The sequence below is a fragment of the Micromonospora sp. CA-259024 genome (assembly GCF_050936255.1).
Lineage (GTDB): Bacteria > Actinomycetota > Actinomycetes > Mycobacteriales > Micromonosporaceae > Micromonospora.
In genome coordinates this window covers 2,595,628-2,609,647 of the sequence record NZ_JBNJND010000002.1, presented here as the reverse complement: position 1 = coordinate 2,609,647, position 14,020 = coordinate 2,595,628, and the positions used below count along the sequence as shown (strand labels likewise).

Here is a 14,020-nt window from a genome sequence, read left to right as displayed (position 1 = left end):
AGATCCGGGCGGCCGGCTGGCCCGGGAGAACCCCGTGCCATGCCTAGACGCTAGCGGCGCCGGACCCTCCCGGCTAGAGGTCGAACGTGGATCTCCGAAGACGGACGCGCAAACACCGCTCGCCGCGGGTCGCACCGACACGAGGGTCAGCGCTGGGCACGGCGGAGCCGGCCGGGATGCATGCCCCCTGCGCGCATCCCGGCCGGCGGGGCCACCGTCACCGGTCTGACGTGACCCCGACGGTGCGTGTCCGCCGCGGACGACGCACCGTGATCGTGGCGCCGGTCGGCAGGCTCCCGCCCGCCGACCGACCTCAACCGGTACGTCGAACGAGCGTGCCGGTCGGGTGCCGCCCGGTGATCGGGGCGGCCGGCGCGGTGAACGACGAGCCGGTGTAGGTGGTGCCGGGGCGGGCGACGGTGCCTGCGGAGCGGACGACGCCCGCCGGGGAGACCGACAGCGCGGAGGCGATGGCCGCCTGTGCGTCCCGTCGCCGCCGGTTCCAGGCGCCCCGGTCACCGTCGAAGTAGCCCTGCCGGTAGCCGAACCGGTAGCCGATGCGGTAGCTGAGCTGCCCGTGCAGCCGGCCGGCCGCGTAGCTGGTGGCTCCGAGCACCAGCACGAGGAACACCGCGAGGAAAGGGCTCATCGGGCAGCTCCGGCCCAGCCCGGACGCCAGGTCATCGCTCCTCCGGCTCGATCGTGGTGGGATCCGCGACGAGCAGCCGGTCCAGGTCGTCGGTGCTGACCTCCTCGACCAGCTCGACGCTGATCCGGCAGCCGTCCAGCATCACCTCGGCCACCGAGGATCGGCGGATCTCGCCGCCGGCGTCGTAGACCCGGACGCTCAGCTCCGGGCAGCCGAGATGGGTACGCCAGGCGTTCCATTCGGCGCGGTCACCAACGCTCAGCGACAGGTAGCGGCAGCCTCGGGCGAGGTAGAGGCGCCAGGGGGCGGTCAGCCCCGCGGCCACCCCCTCGGCGATCAGCCCGAAGGCCTGGGCGCGGGTGGCGAGCTCGGTCACCACACCCCCCTGGCACCGGGGGCATGACGCATGTGAGCACCAATCGTCTCATGCACGTGACACACCGTAGATTGTCCCATGGGCGTGACAGTATCAGCTTTTCGTCCGCTTACGTTCGCCACTATGGGCATCTATTCTGCCCGCGTGACACCCCTCAACAGCGGCACTGAATCGTTTACCGGAAATCCGAAGATCCCGTCACGTCTGCGTGACAGTGGCGCGCCGGGGGGCGCGCTCGCCGCCGGCTGGCCGTACCGTCACGGGGTGACCGAGACGGCCAATGCGCGGAAGATCGCCTTCGCCACCTTCGTCCGGCGAGCTCTGGACGAGGCGCGGGCGACCCGAGCCTGGAGTGGCACCGAGGTGTCCCGGCGCACCGGTGTCTCCCGGCAGACCATCAACCGGTGGGTCCGGGGCGACTGGGCCAGTGACCCGGAGGCCGAACGGGTGGTCGCCTTCTGCGAGGGCCTGGGCCTGAATCCGGCCGCCGCCTTCGCCGCACTCGGCTGGGATCGCACCGCGGCCGGCCCCCGCGCGGGCCAGCCGGCCCCTCCGATGGACCCCGACGTGGAGGCACTGCTTCGCCGCCTGGTCGATCCGAACGTGTCGGACGCGGAGAAGTTCCACATCCGCGAGACCATCCGATACCTCGCATACCGCCCAACGTTGCCGGTCGATGTCCGAAAAAGGGGCAATCAGGCAGGGTAGTTCCTCAGATAGCGAAAGAACGCCTGGTCGGGTTCATTCGTTTGCCTCCGGGGCCGGAACGGGCACGCTAGCGTCCCTATTCGTACTGCTTGGGCTCGTCATCGGCGGGGGGACGGGACAAGGCCGAACCCAGCCCTGCGGGACAGAAGGAGGGGTCTGTCCATGACCCTGAAATGGTTGGCAGTCGTGGTCGCGACGGTGTCGATGACACTGTGGGCGACCGGCAACGCAGTGACCCTCGCGGTCGACGGCGGGCAGCTTCCGCTGCTCGTCAACCTCTTTGTGCTCACCACCGCCGGCACCGCGGTCGTCCTGGCCGTCGTCGCCGAGTTGCACGAACGTCTGAACGACCGGATCAGCGCGCTCACCGAGTTCCTGGTGGCGCGGCTCAACGAGATCGAGAACCACACCGGCGATCGCAATACCGGGTTCGTGGAGGGCTACCTGTTGAGCCATGGCCAGGAGGCGGCGGTGGTGCCGTTCGGCCGGCGCGGACGAGGAGCCGCCGAACGCTGACCGCGCACCGCCGAACGGGTCCGCTCGGCCAGGAATGAGCCTCCATCGCCGGGGTACGCTGACGCGCGTGCCGCCGTTGAATCTGGGCAATCAGCAGCCGAGAACCCCGTTGAACGCCGACCAGGCCTGGCAGACCACTGCCAGCCGGGCGGCCGGGACCGTGCTCTTCTTCGACTTCGACGGCACGCTCGCGCCCGTCGACGACGATCCGACCGCGGTACGCCCGGCGCCCCAGGCGCTGGCTGCCATCGAGGCGCTGGCCCCGGTCGTGCGGCGGGTCGCGATCGTCTCCGCCCGACCCGTCGAGTTCCTCCGGGATCAGCTCGGCGGGCTCGTCGGCGTGGATCTCTACGGCCTCTACGGCCTGGAGCACAGCCACTGCGGCGGGGAGACCGTCACCGAGCCGGCCGCGCTGCCCTGGGTGCCGACCATGGCGGAGCTGGCCGACCTGGCGCGGGCGGAGCTGCCGCCCGGCACCCTCGTCGAGTACAAGCGGCTCTCCGTCGCGCTGCACTGGCGTACCGCTCCGCAGCTCGGCTCGACCGTGCAGCAGTGGGGGCAGGCGCAGGCCGACCGGCTGGGGCTGCGGGTGCAGGCCGGGCGGATGGTGCTGGAGCTCAAGCCGCCAGTCGACCGGGACAAGGGCATGGTGATCGGCGAGGCGATCAAGGACGCCACCGGCGCCTGGTACTTCGGCGATGACGTCTCGGACATCAAGGCCTTCGCCGCGCTGCGCGCCCGTGCCGCCGCGGACCCGGACTTCCTCGGCGTCTGCGTGGCCGTCGCCAACCCGGAGACCGGCCACGAGGTGGCCAGCGCCGCCGACCTGACGATCGAGTCCCCGGCCGCCCTGGGCGACTTCCTCACCCGGGCACTGGCCCACCTGCCCTGACCTGGCCGGGCGGCGACAGACAGGCGTCGCCGCCGGCTCAGGCGCCGTAGCGGCGTTGTCTGGTGGCGTACGAGCGCAGTGCGCGCAGGAAGTCGATGTGCCGGAAATCCGGCCAGTTGAGTTCGCAGAAGTAGAACTCCGAGTGCGCGGACTGCCAGAGCATGAAGCCGGACAGCCGTTGCTCGCCGCTGGTGCGGATGACCAGGTCGGGGTCGGGCTGACCACGGGTGTAGAGGTGCTCGGCGATGTGCTCGACGTCCAGCACCTCCGCCAGTTCCTCGATCGTGCCGCCGGAGGCGGCGTGCTCCAGCAGCAGCGAGCGGACCGCGTCGGCGATCTCCCGGCGACCGCCGTAGCCCACCGCGATGTTGACCTCCGCGCCGCCGGTGCGCTCGCGGGTGCGCTCCTCGGCTCCCTTCAGCGCCGCGGCGGTCTGCGCCGGCAGCAGGTCGAGCGCCCCGACGATGCGCAGCCGCCAGGGGTTGCCCTCCTCCGCCAGCTCCACCACCAGGTCCTCAATGATCTTGAGGAGAGGGTCCAGCTCACTGGCCGGACGTCGCAGGTTGTCGGTGGCCAGCAGATAGAGGGTGACGTGCCCGACGCCGGCCTGGTCACACCAGCCGAGGACATGCTTGATCTTTGCCGCGCCGACCCGGTGCCCATCGTTCGGGTCGACGAAGCCCATCTCCCGGGCCCACCGGCGGTTGCCGTCACACATCACCCCGACATGCCGGGGCACCGGCTTACCCGCGAGCTTCGCCGTGAGCCGGCGCTCGTACACGGAGTAGATAAGGTTCCGCAGCGTCATCACCTAGCAGCGTAGCGACCCTTCGGCCAGATCACCGCCTCGGAGCCCCATCCCCGCCGGGCAGACCGACGCCGATCATCGCCAGCGTGCGTGCGGTGAGACGTCCGTCACCCAACCCCAGCTCGACCACGTCATAGAACACCCGGTCGTCCCGACGGGCAGCCCGGACCGCCGCGTCGACCACCCGGCGCCGCCGCGCCAACCAGGCGGCGACCGAGCTGTGCCGCAGGTGGGTGCCGAGGCGGCGGCGCAGCCCGTCGGCGTAGCGGCGGGCGGCCCCCTCGGGCGCCTGAGCCGCCGCCGCCCCGGCGAGCGCACCGGAGAGCAGCGCGTAGAAGATGCCCTCCCCGGTGAACGGGTTGATCAACGACAGTGCGTCCCCGGCCAGCAGCGTGCGCCCCCGACCTGGTGTCGGCCGATGGGTGGACAGCGGCAGGTGGTGGGCGCGCAACGCGGTCACCGTCGCGAGGTCGGTGCCGGGCAGCAGCGTGGCCAGCCGGTCCAGCAGGTAGGCGCGGCTCAGCGGCTCACCGCGCAGCACCTCCCCGTACCCGACGTTCGCCCGTCCGTCACCGATCGGGAACGACCAGGCGTACGCCGGCCAGCGCGCCTTCGAGGTGACGATGAGCTGCTCGGACGGGCCGGGCAGAGCCGGCGCGTACCCCCGGATGGCCAGCGCCAGGTGCCGGTCGGGGTTCTGCGGCTGGCCGAGGGCTCGACGCACCACCGACCCGGCGCCGTCCGCGCCCACCACCACCCGGCCGGACAACTCCCCGTCGAGCACCACCCGGTCAACGCGCGGCTCGACCCGGCGCACGGTGTGCCGGCGCAGCTGCGCGCCGGCCGCCACGGCGGCCGCCACCAGCCGCGCGTCGAAGACCTCCCGGGGCACGGTGTACGCGGGACGGGGCAGCGCCCGGGCCACCGCGCCACCACCCGGTGCGATCATGCGTAACGCCGGCAGCGGCGCGTAGCCGGCCACGGCCTCGGTCACCCCCAGCTCGGCGAGCACGTCCACCGAGTGCGCCGCGATCCCGTCGCCACACGCCTTGTCCCGGGGAAAGTCGGCCCGGTCGAGCAGCAGCACGCTGGCGCCCGCCCGGCGCGCCGTCAGCGCGGCCGCCGCACCGGCCGGCCCCGCTCCCACCACCACCACGTCGAACTCGTCGCCCACCGCGCGCCTCCCTCCGACCAACGCGGCGCGGACCCGCCGTTCCCACACCGCCTCGGCGATCCGCCTGCGCCACCCGCGCCGCCCTCGGTGACCGGCGCCACCCGCCATCCTGCCCCCTGCCCGCTCACGTCGACCGATGCCGCACGGCGCCGATTCTGGGTCTCCTTCATTCGGAGAACACTGCGAGGTGGAGGCGGGGCCGAGCGCGGAGCACACGAAGACGCCCGCCCGGCCAAGGCCCGCATACCTACCCACGCTCCTGTAGACCTGCCCCAGATCTGGGGCAGGCCACGGCCCTGGAACGACACGGATGGGGCTCGGCTCGGAACCGGTCCATTTCTGGGGCAGCTCTACAGGGGCTGCGACCACAGGGTTGTGTCTTCCGGCGCGAGACGGCCGACCAGTCGGGCACCGGGTTGATGCCGTCTTCAGGGCGCGGCGGCTTCGGCGCGGCCCGCCCGGCGCAGACCGTAGAGGGCCAGCACGGCGGCGGCGATCAGCGGGCCGCCGTCGCGGACCAGGCCGTCCAGCCCCAGCAGCCACCAGCACAACGGCAGGTCCACGGCGAGTACGGCCACCGTGACGACGAGCAGCAGGCCACGGGCCCAGTCCTTGCCCCGCATCAGGAACGCGGTGCAGAACAGCACCGCGTAGCTGGCCGCGATGCCAGCACCGAACCAGAACAGCACGGCCGGCACCGCGGTCAGGCGGCCGTCCAGGATGGAACCGCCGGCCACCAGCGCCGGCACCAGCATCAGCGGGCTGTAGGTGAACGCCGCCACCCGGCTGGTCAACAGCCAGGCGCTGGCCTCCGGTCGGCGCGGAGGGGTCTCACGCCAGGAGATGCCGGCCCGGTCGATGACGAGCCGGGGTCGGTGCCGGACCAGGTGCCCCGCCAGCGCCGACGAGCGGTAGAGCAGCCAGACCACCGCGGCGCAGAGCGCGGTGAGTACGGCGAAGCCGAGCAGGCCGGGCAGTGGAGGAACCCCCTGCCGGGGCACGATGAGCCGGCCGACGGCGAAGATCGTGGTGACCGCGAGGATCAGCCCGAACGGGCGAGCCACCGTCCGGCCCCGTCGGACGTGCCCGATCAACAGCAGGAAACCGAACGAGCGCAGCATCGCCCAGCCGGTGCGTACGGCCAGCCCGAAGCCCTGCTCCGGGGCGTACCACCAGTTGAGCAGCTCGACCACGACGGTGGCCGCCGCCGTCGTCGCGAGCAGAACGGTGAGCACCCGGACGGCGGACGGCCGCCGGACCTGGGTCTCGGCGGCCGTCCTCATGGGTTTTGATGATGCCCGCAGGGGGCGATCTTCACACCTAGCGCTGCGGCTGCACCGCGTCCAGGCGTGCGCGGAGCGCGTCCAACTCGGCCCAGAGCACGCCGGGCAGCTTGTCACCGAACTTCTCGAACCACTCGGTGACGAGCGGCAACTCGTTACGCCACTCGTCCGGGTCGACCTTCAGGGCGATCCGAACGTCCTCCGGGGTCATGTCCAGGCCCTCGACGTCCAGCGCGTTGGGCGCGGGAACCATGCCCACCGGCGTCTCGACCGCCTCGGCCGTGCCCTCGATCCGCTCGACGATCCACTTGAGCACCCGGGAGTTCTCCCCGAAGCCGGGCCAGAGGAACGAGCCGTCCGGGTCCTTGCGGAACCAGTTGACGTAGTAGATCTTGGGCAGCTTCGCCTCGTCGCCGTCGGTGCCCTTGCCCATCTCGATCCAGTGCCGGAAGTAGTCCCCGGCGTGGTAGCCGATGAACGGCAGCATCGCCATCGGGTCCCGCCGGACGACGCCGACGGCGCCGGACGCGGCAGCGGTGGTCTCCGAGGAGAGCGTCGCACCCATGTAGACACCGTGCACCCAGTCGCGGGCCTCGGTCACCAGCGGAATGGTGTCCCGCCGACGGCCACCGAAGAGGATCGCGTCGATCGGTACGCCGTTGGGGTCGAAGTACTCCTCGGCGAGGATCGGGCACTGGGTGATCGGGGTGCAGAACCGGCTGTTCGCGTGGGAGGAGAGGCTGCCGCTCTCCGGCGTCCAGTCGTTGCCCTTCCAGTCGATCAGGTGCGCCGGCGGGTCACCCATGCCCTCCCACCAGATGTCGCCATCGTCGGTGAGGCCCACGTTGGTGAAGATGGAGTTGCCCCGGTCGAGGGTGCGCATGGCGTTGGCGTTGGTCTTCCAGTCGGTGCCGGGCGCGACACCGAACAGGCCGTACTCCGGGTTGACCGCGTAGAGACGGCCGTCCGGGCCGAACCGCATCCAGGCGATGTCGTCGCCGATGGTCTCGACCTTCCAGCCGGGAATGGTCGGCTCCACCATGGCCAGGTTGGTCTTGCCGCAGGCCGACGGGAAGGCGCCAGCGATGTGGTACGTCCGACCCTCCGGCGAGGTGATCTTGAGGATCAGCATGTGCTCGGCGAGCCAGCCCTCGTCCCGGCCCATCACGCTGGCGATCCGCAGGGAGTAGCACTTCTTGCCGAGCAGCGAGTTGCCGCCGTAACCGGAGCCGTACGACCAGATCTCCCGGGTCTCCGGGAAGTGCGAGATGTACTTGGTCTCGTTGCACGGCCAGGCGACATCCTGCTGGCCCGGGGCGAGCGGGGCGCCGATCGAGTGCAGCGCGTGCACGAAGTCCGCGTCGTCGCCCATCGCCTCGAGGACCCGGGTGCCCATCCGCGTCATGATTCGCATCGAGGCGACCACGTACGGGCTGTCGGTGATCTCGACACCGAACATCGGGGACTCGGCCTCGACCGGGCCCATGACGAACGGGATGACGTACATGGTGCGACCGCGCATGGAACCGCGGTAGAGATCGGTCATCGTCCGCTTCATCTCGGGCGGCGCCATCCAGTTGTTGGTGGGGCCGGCGTCCGCCTCGTCGACGGAACAGATGAAGGTGCGTTCCTCGACCCGGGCGACGTCCGTCGGGTCGGTACGCGCGTAGAACGAGTTGGGCTTCTTCTCCGGGTTCAGCCGGATCAGCGTGCCGGCCTCGACCAGCTCATCGGTGAGGCGGCGCCACTCCTCGTCGGACCCGTCCACCCAGACGACACGGTCGGGGGTGGTCAGTTCCGCGACCTCACGGACCCAGGCGAGCAGTTTCGGATGGGACGTCGGGGCCTGATCGATACCCCGCACAACAGCCGGAGCAACCATGACACATCTCCTTGTGGTCGACGCTGACCGATCTATGGGATGCACGAGACTCGGCGGCGCGATGCGTCGCCTTCGTGGAAACCTGGGATTGGCCTCAGCGTAAACCGGGCAGCCTTCCGAGTCAGTGGGACTGGTTGTGAAGAACTGCACAAGGTACGGCCACGCTGCGGTATCACGAGCTGATACCCGCTTTCCCGCGCAGTTTCACGCAAATCTTGTTGTGCACCCCGGCGGACGCTTGTTGCGGTCGGGCCGTGGACCTGCCCCGCCGACCGGTGCGTGGATTCCCGTTCCGGAGCGCATCAGTCCTCCCAATTGGTTACGCTGCGTTCAACGGTTCCACACGGGGCGATGGGCTCACCCGAGCGACCACGCCCGCGCGCCGTTGCTACCCCTCTGACTGGCCGACAGCCGGTAGGCTCGCCCCGTGGCCGCCACGATGACCGGGGAGCAACCGGGTCCCCGGCAGACCCGACGGGGTCTCGTCGGCATACTGCTCGACCGCTTCGGTCACCTTGTCCGCGAGATGAGCAAGTTCGCCACCGTGGGCGGGGTCGCCTTCCTCATCGACTTCGCGCTCTTCAACTACCTGACGAGCAGCCGTGGCATCGAGGAGTTGACGGCGAAGACGATCTCCACGGTGATCGCCGCCTCCGTCGCCTTCGTGGGCAACCGGTTCTGGACCTGGCGGCACCGCCAGCGCAGCAACCCGGCCCGTGAGTACGCCCTGTTCTTCTTCTTCAACGCGGTCGGCCTCGGCATCGCGGTGGCCTGCCTCGCGATCAGCCGGTACGGGCTCGGCAGCATCTGGCCGGCCGTGTTCCAGACGCGTCTGGCCGACAACCTCGCCAGCTACATCGTCGGCACGGGCCTCGGCACGCTGTTCCGATTCTGGTCGTACCGGCGGTTCGTCTTCGTCGAAGCGGGAACCCCGACCCTTCCGCAGGTGAAGCCCGACCGTGATCACGGGGCGTGACCTGCCGCCCATCTCGTTCGGCCGGTGATCGCCGGCCACACCGACTGCCCTAAGGTGTTTCGCATGCGTCTTGTCCGTCTGCTGCCTGAGCGCTGGCAGAAGTTCATCCACGAGGCGCTCAAGTTCGGCATCGTCGGCGGCATCAACACCGTCATCAATTACGCGGTGTTCAATGCCCTTGCACTGACCGTTTTCGTCAATGGTCAGCTGAAGGCGACCGTGATCGCGACCATCGTCGCCACGATCACGTCGTATCTAATGAATCGGCACTGGACGTACCGGGATCGCCCGAAATCAGCGCTTCGCCGGGAATACGTCCTCTTTTTCCTGTTCAACGGGGCTGGCCTGCTCATCGAACTGGGCGCCGTGGCAGCGGCGAAGTACGGTCTCGGCGTACATGGCCTGCTGGCGCTGAACGTGGCCAAGACCGTCGGCGTCATGCTGGCCACGCTGTTCCGGTTCTGGTCATACCGGACCTTCGTCTTCCAACCCGTCGCACCGGTCGAGGACGAGGCGAAGCCCGAGTCCACCTGGCACAGCATCCCGCGCGACGAGTGGGACACCATGGCCGAGATGGACCCGGTCGCGGAGTTGGCCGAATCGGTGTCCGAGCTGGAAGAGGCGGAACCCGCCATGCGCGCCGACGCAGCGCCGGGCGCGCCCGCTCAGGCGCGGCCCACGCGGCTGAGCGTCAGCCCTGCCGCCGACCTCGACGCGGAACTCGCCGCGGAGCTGCACGTCGGCACACGCCGCGCGCCCCGCCGGTGACGACACCAGTCGCCCGCTCTGGCACCGGGCAACCCGCCGAGCTGTTCTTCGAGGATCTCGTTCCCGGGCTCACCGTCGACCTCGGCGTGGTCACCGTGGATGGTGACGAGATGGTGGCCTTCGCCCGCCGCTTCGACCCGCAGTGGTATCACGTCGACCCCGACCTGGCCGGCGCGAGCCGGCACGGTGGGCTGATCGCCAGCGGCTTCTACACGGTCAGCCTGTTCATGCGCGCGTACGTCGACCACCTGCTGTCCCGGGCGGCCGCGGACGCGTCCCCCGGCCTGGAGGAGCTGCGCTGGCTCGCGCCCGTACGCGCCGGCGACCGGCTCGCCGTCCGGGTCGACGTGATGGGCGCCCGACCGTCGACCGCGCGCCCGGGCCTCGGCACCGTCAGCCTCACCGGCACCATGCTCCGCCTCGGCCCGGACGACCGGCCCGAGCAGGAGGTGCTACGGACCCGCTTCCGTGGCTGGTTCGCCCTTCACCCGATTGAAGCCGACCCCGCCGAGACCGACCCGCCCGCGAGCGGCCCAGCCGAGGCCGACCTGCCCGAGAGTGGGCGGCCCGGCACCGACCGGGTGGAGACCAGCCCGAGCGGGCCCGAACGGCCCGGGGACGGCCCGTCCCGGGCCGAAACGCACGACTGACCCGCCCCGACACTGTGGCAGGGGCGGGTCTCACCGCCTGGATCAGGTGGTGGTGTCGCGCAGCGGCTTGCCCTCACGCATGTCGGCGAGGATCTCGCGCATCTCCCCGTCGCCCAGCGAGTGCTTGTCGTGCTGTGCCTCGACCAGCTCGTACAGGGTGGTCTGCACCTGGCTGACGCCCGGCACGTCGGCGAGCACCGACTGGCCGCGCTCACCGGCCGACTCGATCGTGAGAGTGCCACAGCCGAGCAGCCGCTCCAGGAAGCGCTGATTCATCGAGTGGTCGTTGACCCGGGTCAGCGGAAGGTCCCGCCGGTCCCGGGAGAAGACACCCTGCTGGATCAGCACCCGCTCGTTGGTGAACAGGTAGTGCGTGGTGCGCCAGACCAGGAACGGCCACAGGCCGAGCCAGAACACCGCGACCAGGGCGATCGCCCCGATCACGGCCAACGCGATCGAACCGCCGCCACTCTCGGGCAGCAGGAGCACACCGACCACCACCGCGGCGATGGCCAGCACCAGCACCACGATCGGCCGGATCAACGCCTTCCAGTGCGGGTGTAGGTGCAGCACGACGTGCTCGTCCTCGGTGAGCACGTCTTCCGGAAACGCCACGGGAACCTCCAACGCCATTTTCTCGACGCGCAGACCGTAAACCCCCCAAGGCCCACCACAACATCCGCCACGCGGCCCCACCCCAGTCTTCACGATCTTGCACTGCGAACGCCGCTCCGCGGCTTTCGCCCGTTCCCCTCGGGGGTAATCGCAAGATCACGCTGAGGGGTGGGTCAGCGCAGGTGAAGGACGTCGCCAGCCGCGAGGGTGCGGGTCGCCGTCGGGGTGGTGAGTTGGAGCTGGCCGTCCTGGTCCACTCCGGTGGCGGTGCCGGTCAGGGCCTCCCCGTTGGGAAGCAGGACGCGCACCTCGCGGCCGACCGTCCCGCAGGCCGCCAGGTAGGCGTCGCGCAGGCCGCTGGCCACCGCGTCGCCACCCGCGGAGCGCCAGCGGTCGTACCACTCGGCGACCGCCCGCAGCAGGGCCCGCAGCAGCGGGTCTCGGTCGGTTGCCGCCGCACCGGCCAGTTGCAGCGAGGTGGCCGGCAACCCGGTCGGGTTCACCGGCAGCTCGTCGGCCCGCAGCGTCACGTTGAGCCCGATGCCGAGCACGATGGCCGGCGCCTGGTCCGGTGAACGCCCCGGCACCGCCTCGGCCAACACGCCCGCGCACTTCGCCTCGTCGATCAGCAGGTCGTTCGGCCACTTCAAGGTGGCCTCCAGCTCCGCCAGCCGGGCCACCGCCTCGACCAGCGCCACGCCGGCCAGCAACGGCAGCCACCCGTACCCCGTCGCTGTCGCCGGCAGCCAGCCGCGGTCCGGCACGGCCTCGCCGGGCCGCAGCAGGACGCTGGTGGTGATGCCGGCCCGCGCCGGCGACTGCCAGACCCGACCCCGTCGGCCCCGCCCGGCGGTCTGCCGCTCGGCGACCACGACCAGGCCCTCGGGCTCACCGGCCCGGGCCGCCTCGGCCACGTCGGCGTTGGTGGAACCGGTCTCGGTGCGTAGCTCCAGCCGGGCCCACGGCCCGTTCGGCGCGACCAGCGCGCGGCGCAGCCGGGCCGCCGACAGCGGCGGGCGGTCCAGATCGGTGTACGGGGAGCCGGGCATTCCGCCAGCCTACGGCGGTGGCCACGTCGCCACTGAGGCGTACTGCACAGCGGCACCGCCCTGAACCATCGTTATATTCCCTGGGTGACTACCGAGACCGGGACCAACATCCACAGCACTGCGGGCAAGCTGGCGGACCTGGAGCGCCGGGTCGACGAGGCGGTGCACGCCGGGTCGGCCCGCGCCGTCGAGAAGCAGCACGCGCGAGGCAAGAAGACCGCGCGCGAGCGAATCGAGATGCTGCTCGACGAGGGCTCCTTCGTCGAGCTCGACGAGCTGGCCCGGCACCGGTCCACGGCCTTCGGGCTGGAGCGGAACCGCCCGTACGGCGACGGCGTGGTCACCGGCTACGGCACGGTGGACGGCCGGCAGGTGTGCGTCTTCGCGCAGGACTTCACGGTCTTCGGTGGCTCCCTCGGTGAGGTCTTCGGCGAGAAGATCGTCAAGGTGATGGACCTGGCCATGAAGATCGGCTGCCCGGTGGTCGGCATCAACGACTCCGGCGGCGCGCGCATCCAGGAGGGCGTGGTCTCGCTCGGCCTCTACGGCGAGATCTTCTTCCGCAACGTGCGGGCCTCCGGCGTCATCCCGCAGATCTCGCTGGTGATGGGTCCCTGCGCCGGTGGCGCGGTCTACTCCCCGGCGGTCACCGACTTCACCGTGATGGTCGACCAGACCTCGCACATGTTCATCACCGGCCCCGACGTGATCAAGACGGTGACCGGCGAGGACGTCGGCATGGAGGAGCTGGGCGGGGCCCGCACGCACAACTCCCGCAGCGGCAACGCGCACTACCTCGCCAGCGACGAGGAGGACGCGGTCGACTACGTCAAGGCGCTGCTGTCGTACCTGCCGTCGAACAACCTCGACGAGCCGGTGGTCTTCGAGGCTCCGGCCGACCTCTCCGTCACGGACGAGGACCGGGCCCTCGACACGCTGATCCCGGACTCGGCCAACCAGCCGTACGACATCCACCGGGTGATCGAGCACGTCCTGGACGACGGGGAGTTCCTCGAGGTCCAGCCCCTCTACGCGCAGAACATCGTGGTCGGCTACGGCCGCGTCGAGGGGCGCCCGGTCGGCGTGGTGGCCAACCAGCCGATGCACTTCGCCGGCACCCTGGACATCGCCGCCTCGGAGAAGGCCGCCCGGTTCGTCCGCACCTGCGACGCGTTCAACATCCCGGTGCTGACCTTCGTGGACGTGCCCGGCTTCCTGCCCGGCACCGGCCAGGAGTGGGACGGCATCATCCGCCGGGGCGCCAAGCTCATCTACGCGTACGCCGAGGCGACCGTCCCCAAGGTCACCGTGATCACGCGCAAGGCGTACGGCGGGGCGTACGACGTGATGGGTTCCAAGCACCTCGGCGCGGACCTGAACTTCGCCTGGCCGACCGCGCAGATCGCCGTGATGGGCGCGCAGGGCGCGGTGAACATCCTCTACCGCTCCGAGCTGGCCGGCGCCGACGACCCGGCGGCGGTCCGCGCCGAGAAGATCGCCGAGTACGAGGACACCCTGGCCAACCCGTACGTGGCGGCCGAGCGCGGATACATCGACTCGGTGATCCCGCCGCACGAGACGCGCACCCAGATCGTCCGGGCGCTCCGTGTCCTGCGCACCAAGCGCGAGACCCTGCCGCCGAAGAAGCACGGCAACATCCCGCTCTGAGTTGTC

The 14,020-nt window shown here is 70.7% G+C and carries 15 protein-coding genes; 7 read left to right on the top strand and 8 right to left on the bottom strand.

Annotation, left to right across the window (positions count from 1 at the left end; translation table 11 throughout):
- Positions 1-313: 313 nt before the first annotated feature.
- Both ACQEUX_RS31745 and ACQEUX_RS31740 read right to left on the bottom strand, forming a co-directional pair.
- Positions 314-649, bottom strand: a complete 336-nt coding sequence (locus ACQEUX_RS31745; RefSeq protein ID WP_074316807.1) for a hypothetical protein — start codon at positions 647-649, stop codon at positions 314-316.
- A 31-nt stretch (positions 650-680) separates the two neighbouring features.
- Positions 681-1,025, bottom strand: coding sequence for a hypothetical protein (locus ACQEUX_RS31740; protein WP_433056328.1), 345 nt, complete (start codon positions 1,023-1,025; stop codon positions 681-683).
- Between the two features lie 264 nt (positions 1,026-1,289).
- Here ACQEUX_RS31740 and ACQEUX_RS31735 point away from each other — a divergent pair, with 264 nt between their 5' ends.
- The 3 genes from ACQEUX_RS31735 to otsB all read left to right on the top strand — a co-directional run bounded on the left by ACQEUX_RS31735 (position 1,290) and on the right by otsB (position 3,141).
- Positions 1,290-1,733: an XRE family transcriptional regulator gene (locus ACQEUX_RS31735; protein ID WP_089021730.1), complete on the top strand. Its 444-nt coding sequence runs from the start codon at positions 1,290-1,292 to the stop codon at positions 1,731-1,733.
- A gap of 162 nt (positions 1,734-1,895) precedes the next feature.
- Positions 1,896-2,249 carry a hypothetical protein gene (locus tag ACQEUX_RS31730; protein ID WP_433056326.1) on the top strand — a complete coding sequence of 118 codons (354 nt, stop codon included), beginning with the start codon at positions 1,896-1,898 and terminating at the stop codon, positions 2,247-2,249.
- 67 nt (positions 2,250-2,316) lie between these two features.
- Positions 2,317-3,141 (top strand): trehalose-phosphatase, encoded by an 825-nt coding sequence (gene otsB / locus ACQEUX_RS31725; RefSeq protein ID WP_433056324.1) that lies wholly within the window; start codon positions 2,317-2,319, stop codon positions 3,139-3,141.
- 37 nt (positions 3,142-3,178) lie between these two features.
- Here otsB and ACQEUX_RS31720 read toward each other — a convergent pair whose 3' ends face one another.
- The 4 genes from ACQEUX_RS31720 to ACQEUX_RS31705 form a co-directional block, all read right to left on the bottom strand.
- Positions 3,179-3,949: an isoprenyl transferase gene (locus tag ACQEUX_RS31720; protein ID WP_433056322.1), complete on the bottom strand. Its 771-nt coding sequence runs from the start codon at positions 3,947-3,949 to the stop codon at positions 3,179-3,181.
- Between the two features lie 31 nt (positions 3,950-3,980).
- Positions 3,981-5,123, bottom strand: a complete 1,143-nt coding sequence (locus ACQEUX_RS31715) for an NAD(P)/FAD-dependent oxidoreductase (RefSeq protein ID WP_433056320.1) — start codon at positions 5,121-5,123, stop codon at positions 3,981-3,983.
- 428 nt (positions 5,124-5,551) lie between these two features.
- Positions 5,552-6,406, bottom strand: coding sequence for a hypothetical protein (locus tag ACQEUX_RS31710; protein ID WP_433056318.1), 855 nt, complete (start codon positions 6,404-6,406; stop codon positions 5,552-5,554).
- Positions 6,407-6,443: 37 nt separating this feature from the next.
- Positions 6,444-8,288: a phosphoenolpyruvate carboxykinase (GTP) gene (locus ACQEUX_RS31705; protein ID WP_433056316.1), complete on the bottom strand. Its 1,845-nt coding sequence runs from the start codon at positions 8,286-8,288 to the stop codon at positions 6,444-6,446.
- Between the two features lie 439 nt (positions 8,289-8,727).
- Between ACQEUX_RS31705 and ACQEUX_RS31700 the strand changes: the two genes are divergently transcribed.
- From ACQEUX_RS31700 to ACQEUX_RS31690, 3 genes are all read left to right on the top strand, one after another.
- The gene (locus tag ACQEUX_RS31700) at positions 8,728-9,264 is read left to right on the top strand and encodes a GtrA family protein (protein WP_433057281.1); all 537 of its coding nucleotides are present in this window, start codon (positions 8,728-8,730) and stop codon (positions 9,262-9,264) included.
- Positions 9,265-9,327: 63 nt separating this feature from the next.
- Positions 9,328-10,032, top strand: a complete 705-nt coding sequence (locus ACQEUX_RS31695) for a GtrA family protein (protein ID WP_433057279.1) — start codon at positions 9,328-9,330, stop codon at positions 10,030-10,032.
- Positions 10,029-10,682, top strand: a complete 654-nt coding sequence (locus ACQEUX_RS31690; protein WP_433056314.1) for a MaoC/PaaZ C-terminal domain-containing protein — start codon at positions 10,029-10,031, stop codon at positions 10,680-10,682. The genes ACQEUX_RS31695 and ACQEUX_RS31690 overlap by 4 nt, the downstream gene beginning before the upstream one ends.
- A gap of 42 nt (positions 10,683-10,724) precedes the next feature.
- Here ACQEUX_RS31690 and ACQEUX_RS31685 read toward each other — a convergent pair whose 3' ends face one another.
- Positions 10,725-11,297: a PH domain-containing protein gene (locus ACQEUX_RS31685; RefSeq protein WP_433056312.1), complete on the bottom strand. Its 573-nt coding sequence runs from the start codon at positions 11,295-11,297 to the stop codon at positions 10,725-10,727.
- A 173-nt stretch (positions 11,298-11,470) separates the two neighbouring features.
- Complete coding sequence (locus tag ACQEUX_RS31680; protein ID WP_433056310.1) at positions 11,471-12,346, bottom strand: biotin--[acetyl-CoA-carboxylase] ligase; 876 nt, start codon at positions 12,344-12,346, stop codon at positions 11,471-11,473.
- Positions 12,347-12,430: 84 nt separating this feature from the next.
- Between ACQEUX_RS31680 and ACQEUX_RS31675 the strand changes: the two genes are divergently transcribed.
- Complete coding sequence (locus ACQEUX_RS31675) at positions 12,431-14,014, top strand: acyl-CoA carboxylase subunit beta (RefSeq protein WP_433056308.1); 1,584 nt, start codon at positions 12,431-12,433, stop codon at positions 14,012-14,014.
- Positions 14,015-14,020: the final 6 nt, after the last annotated feature.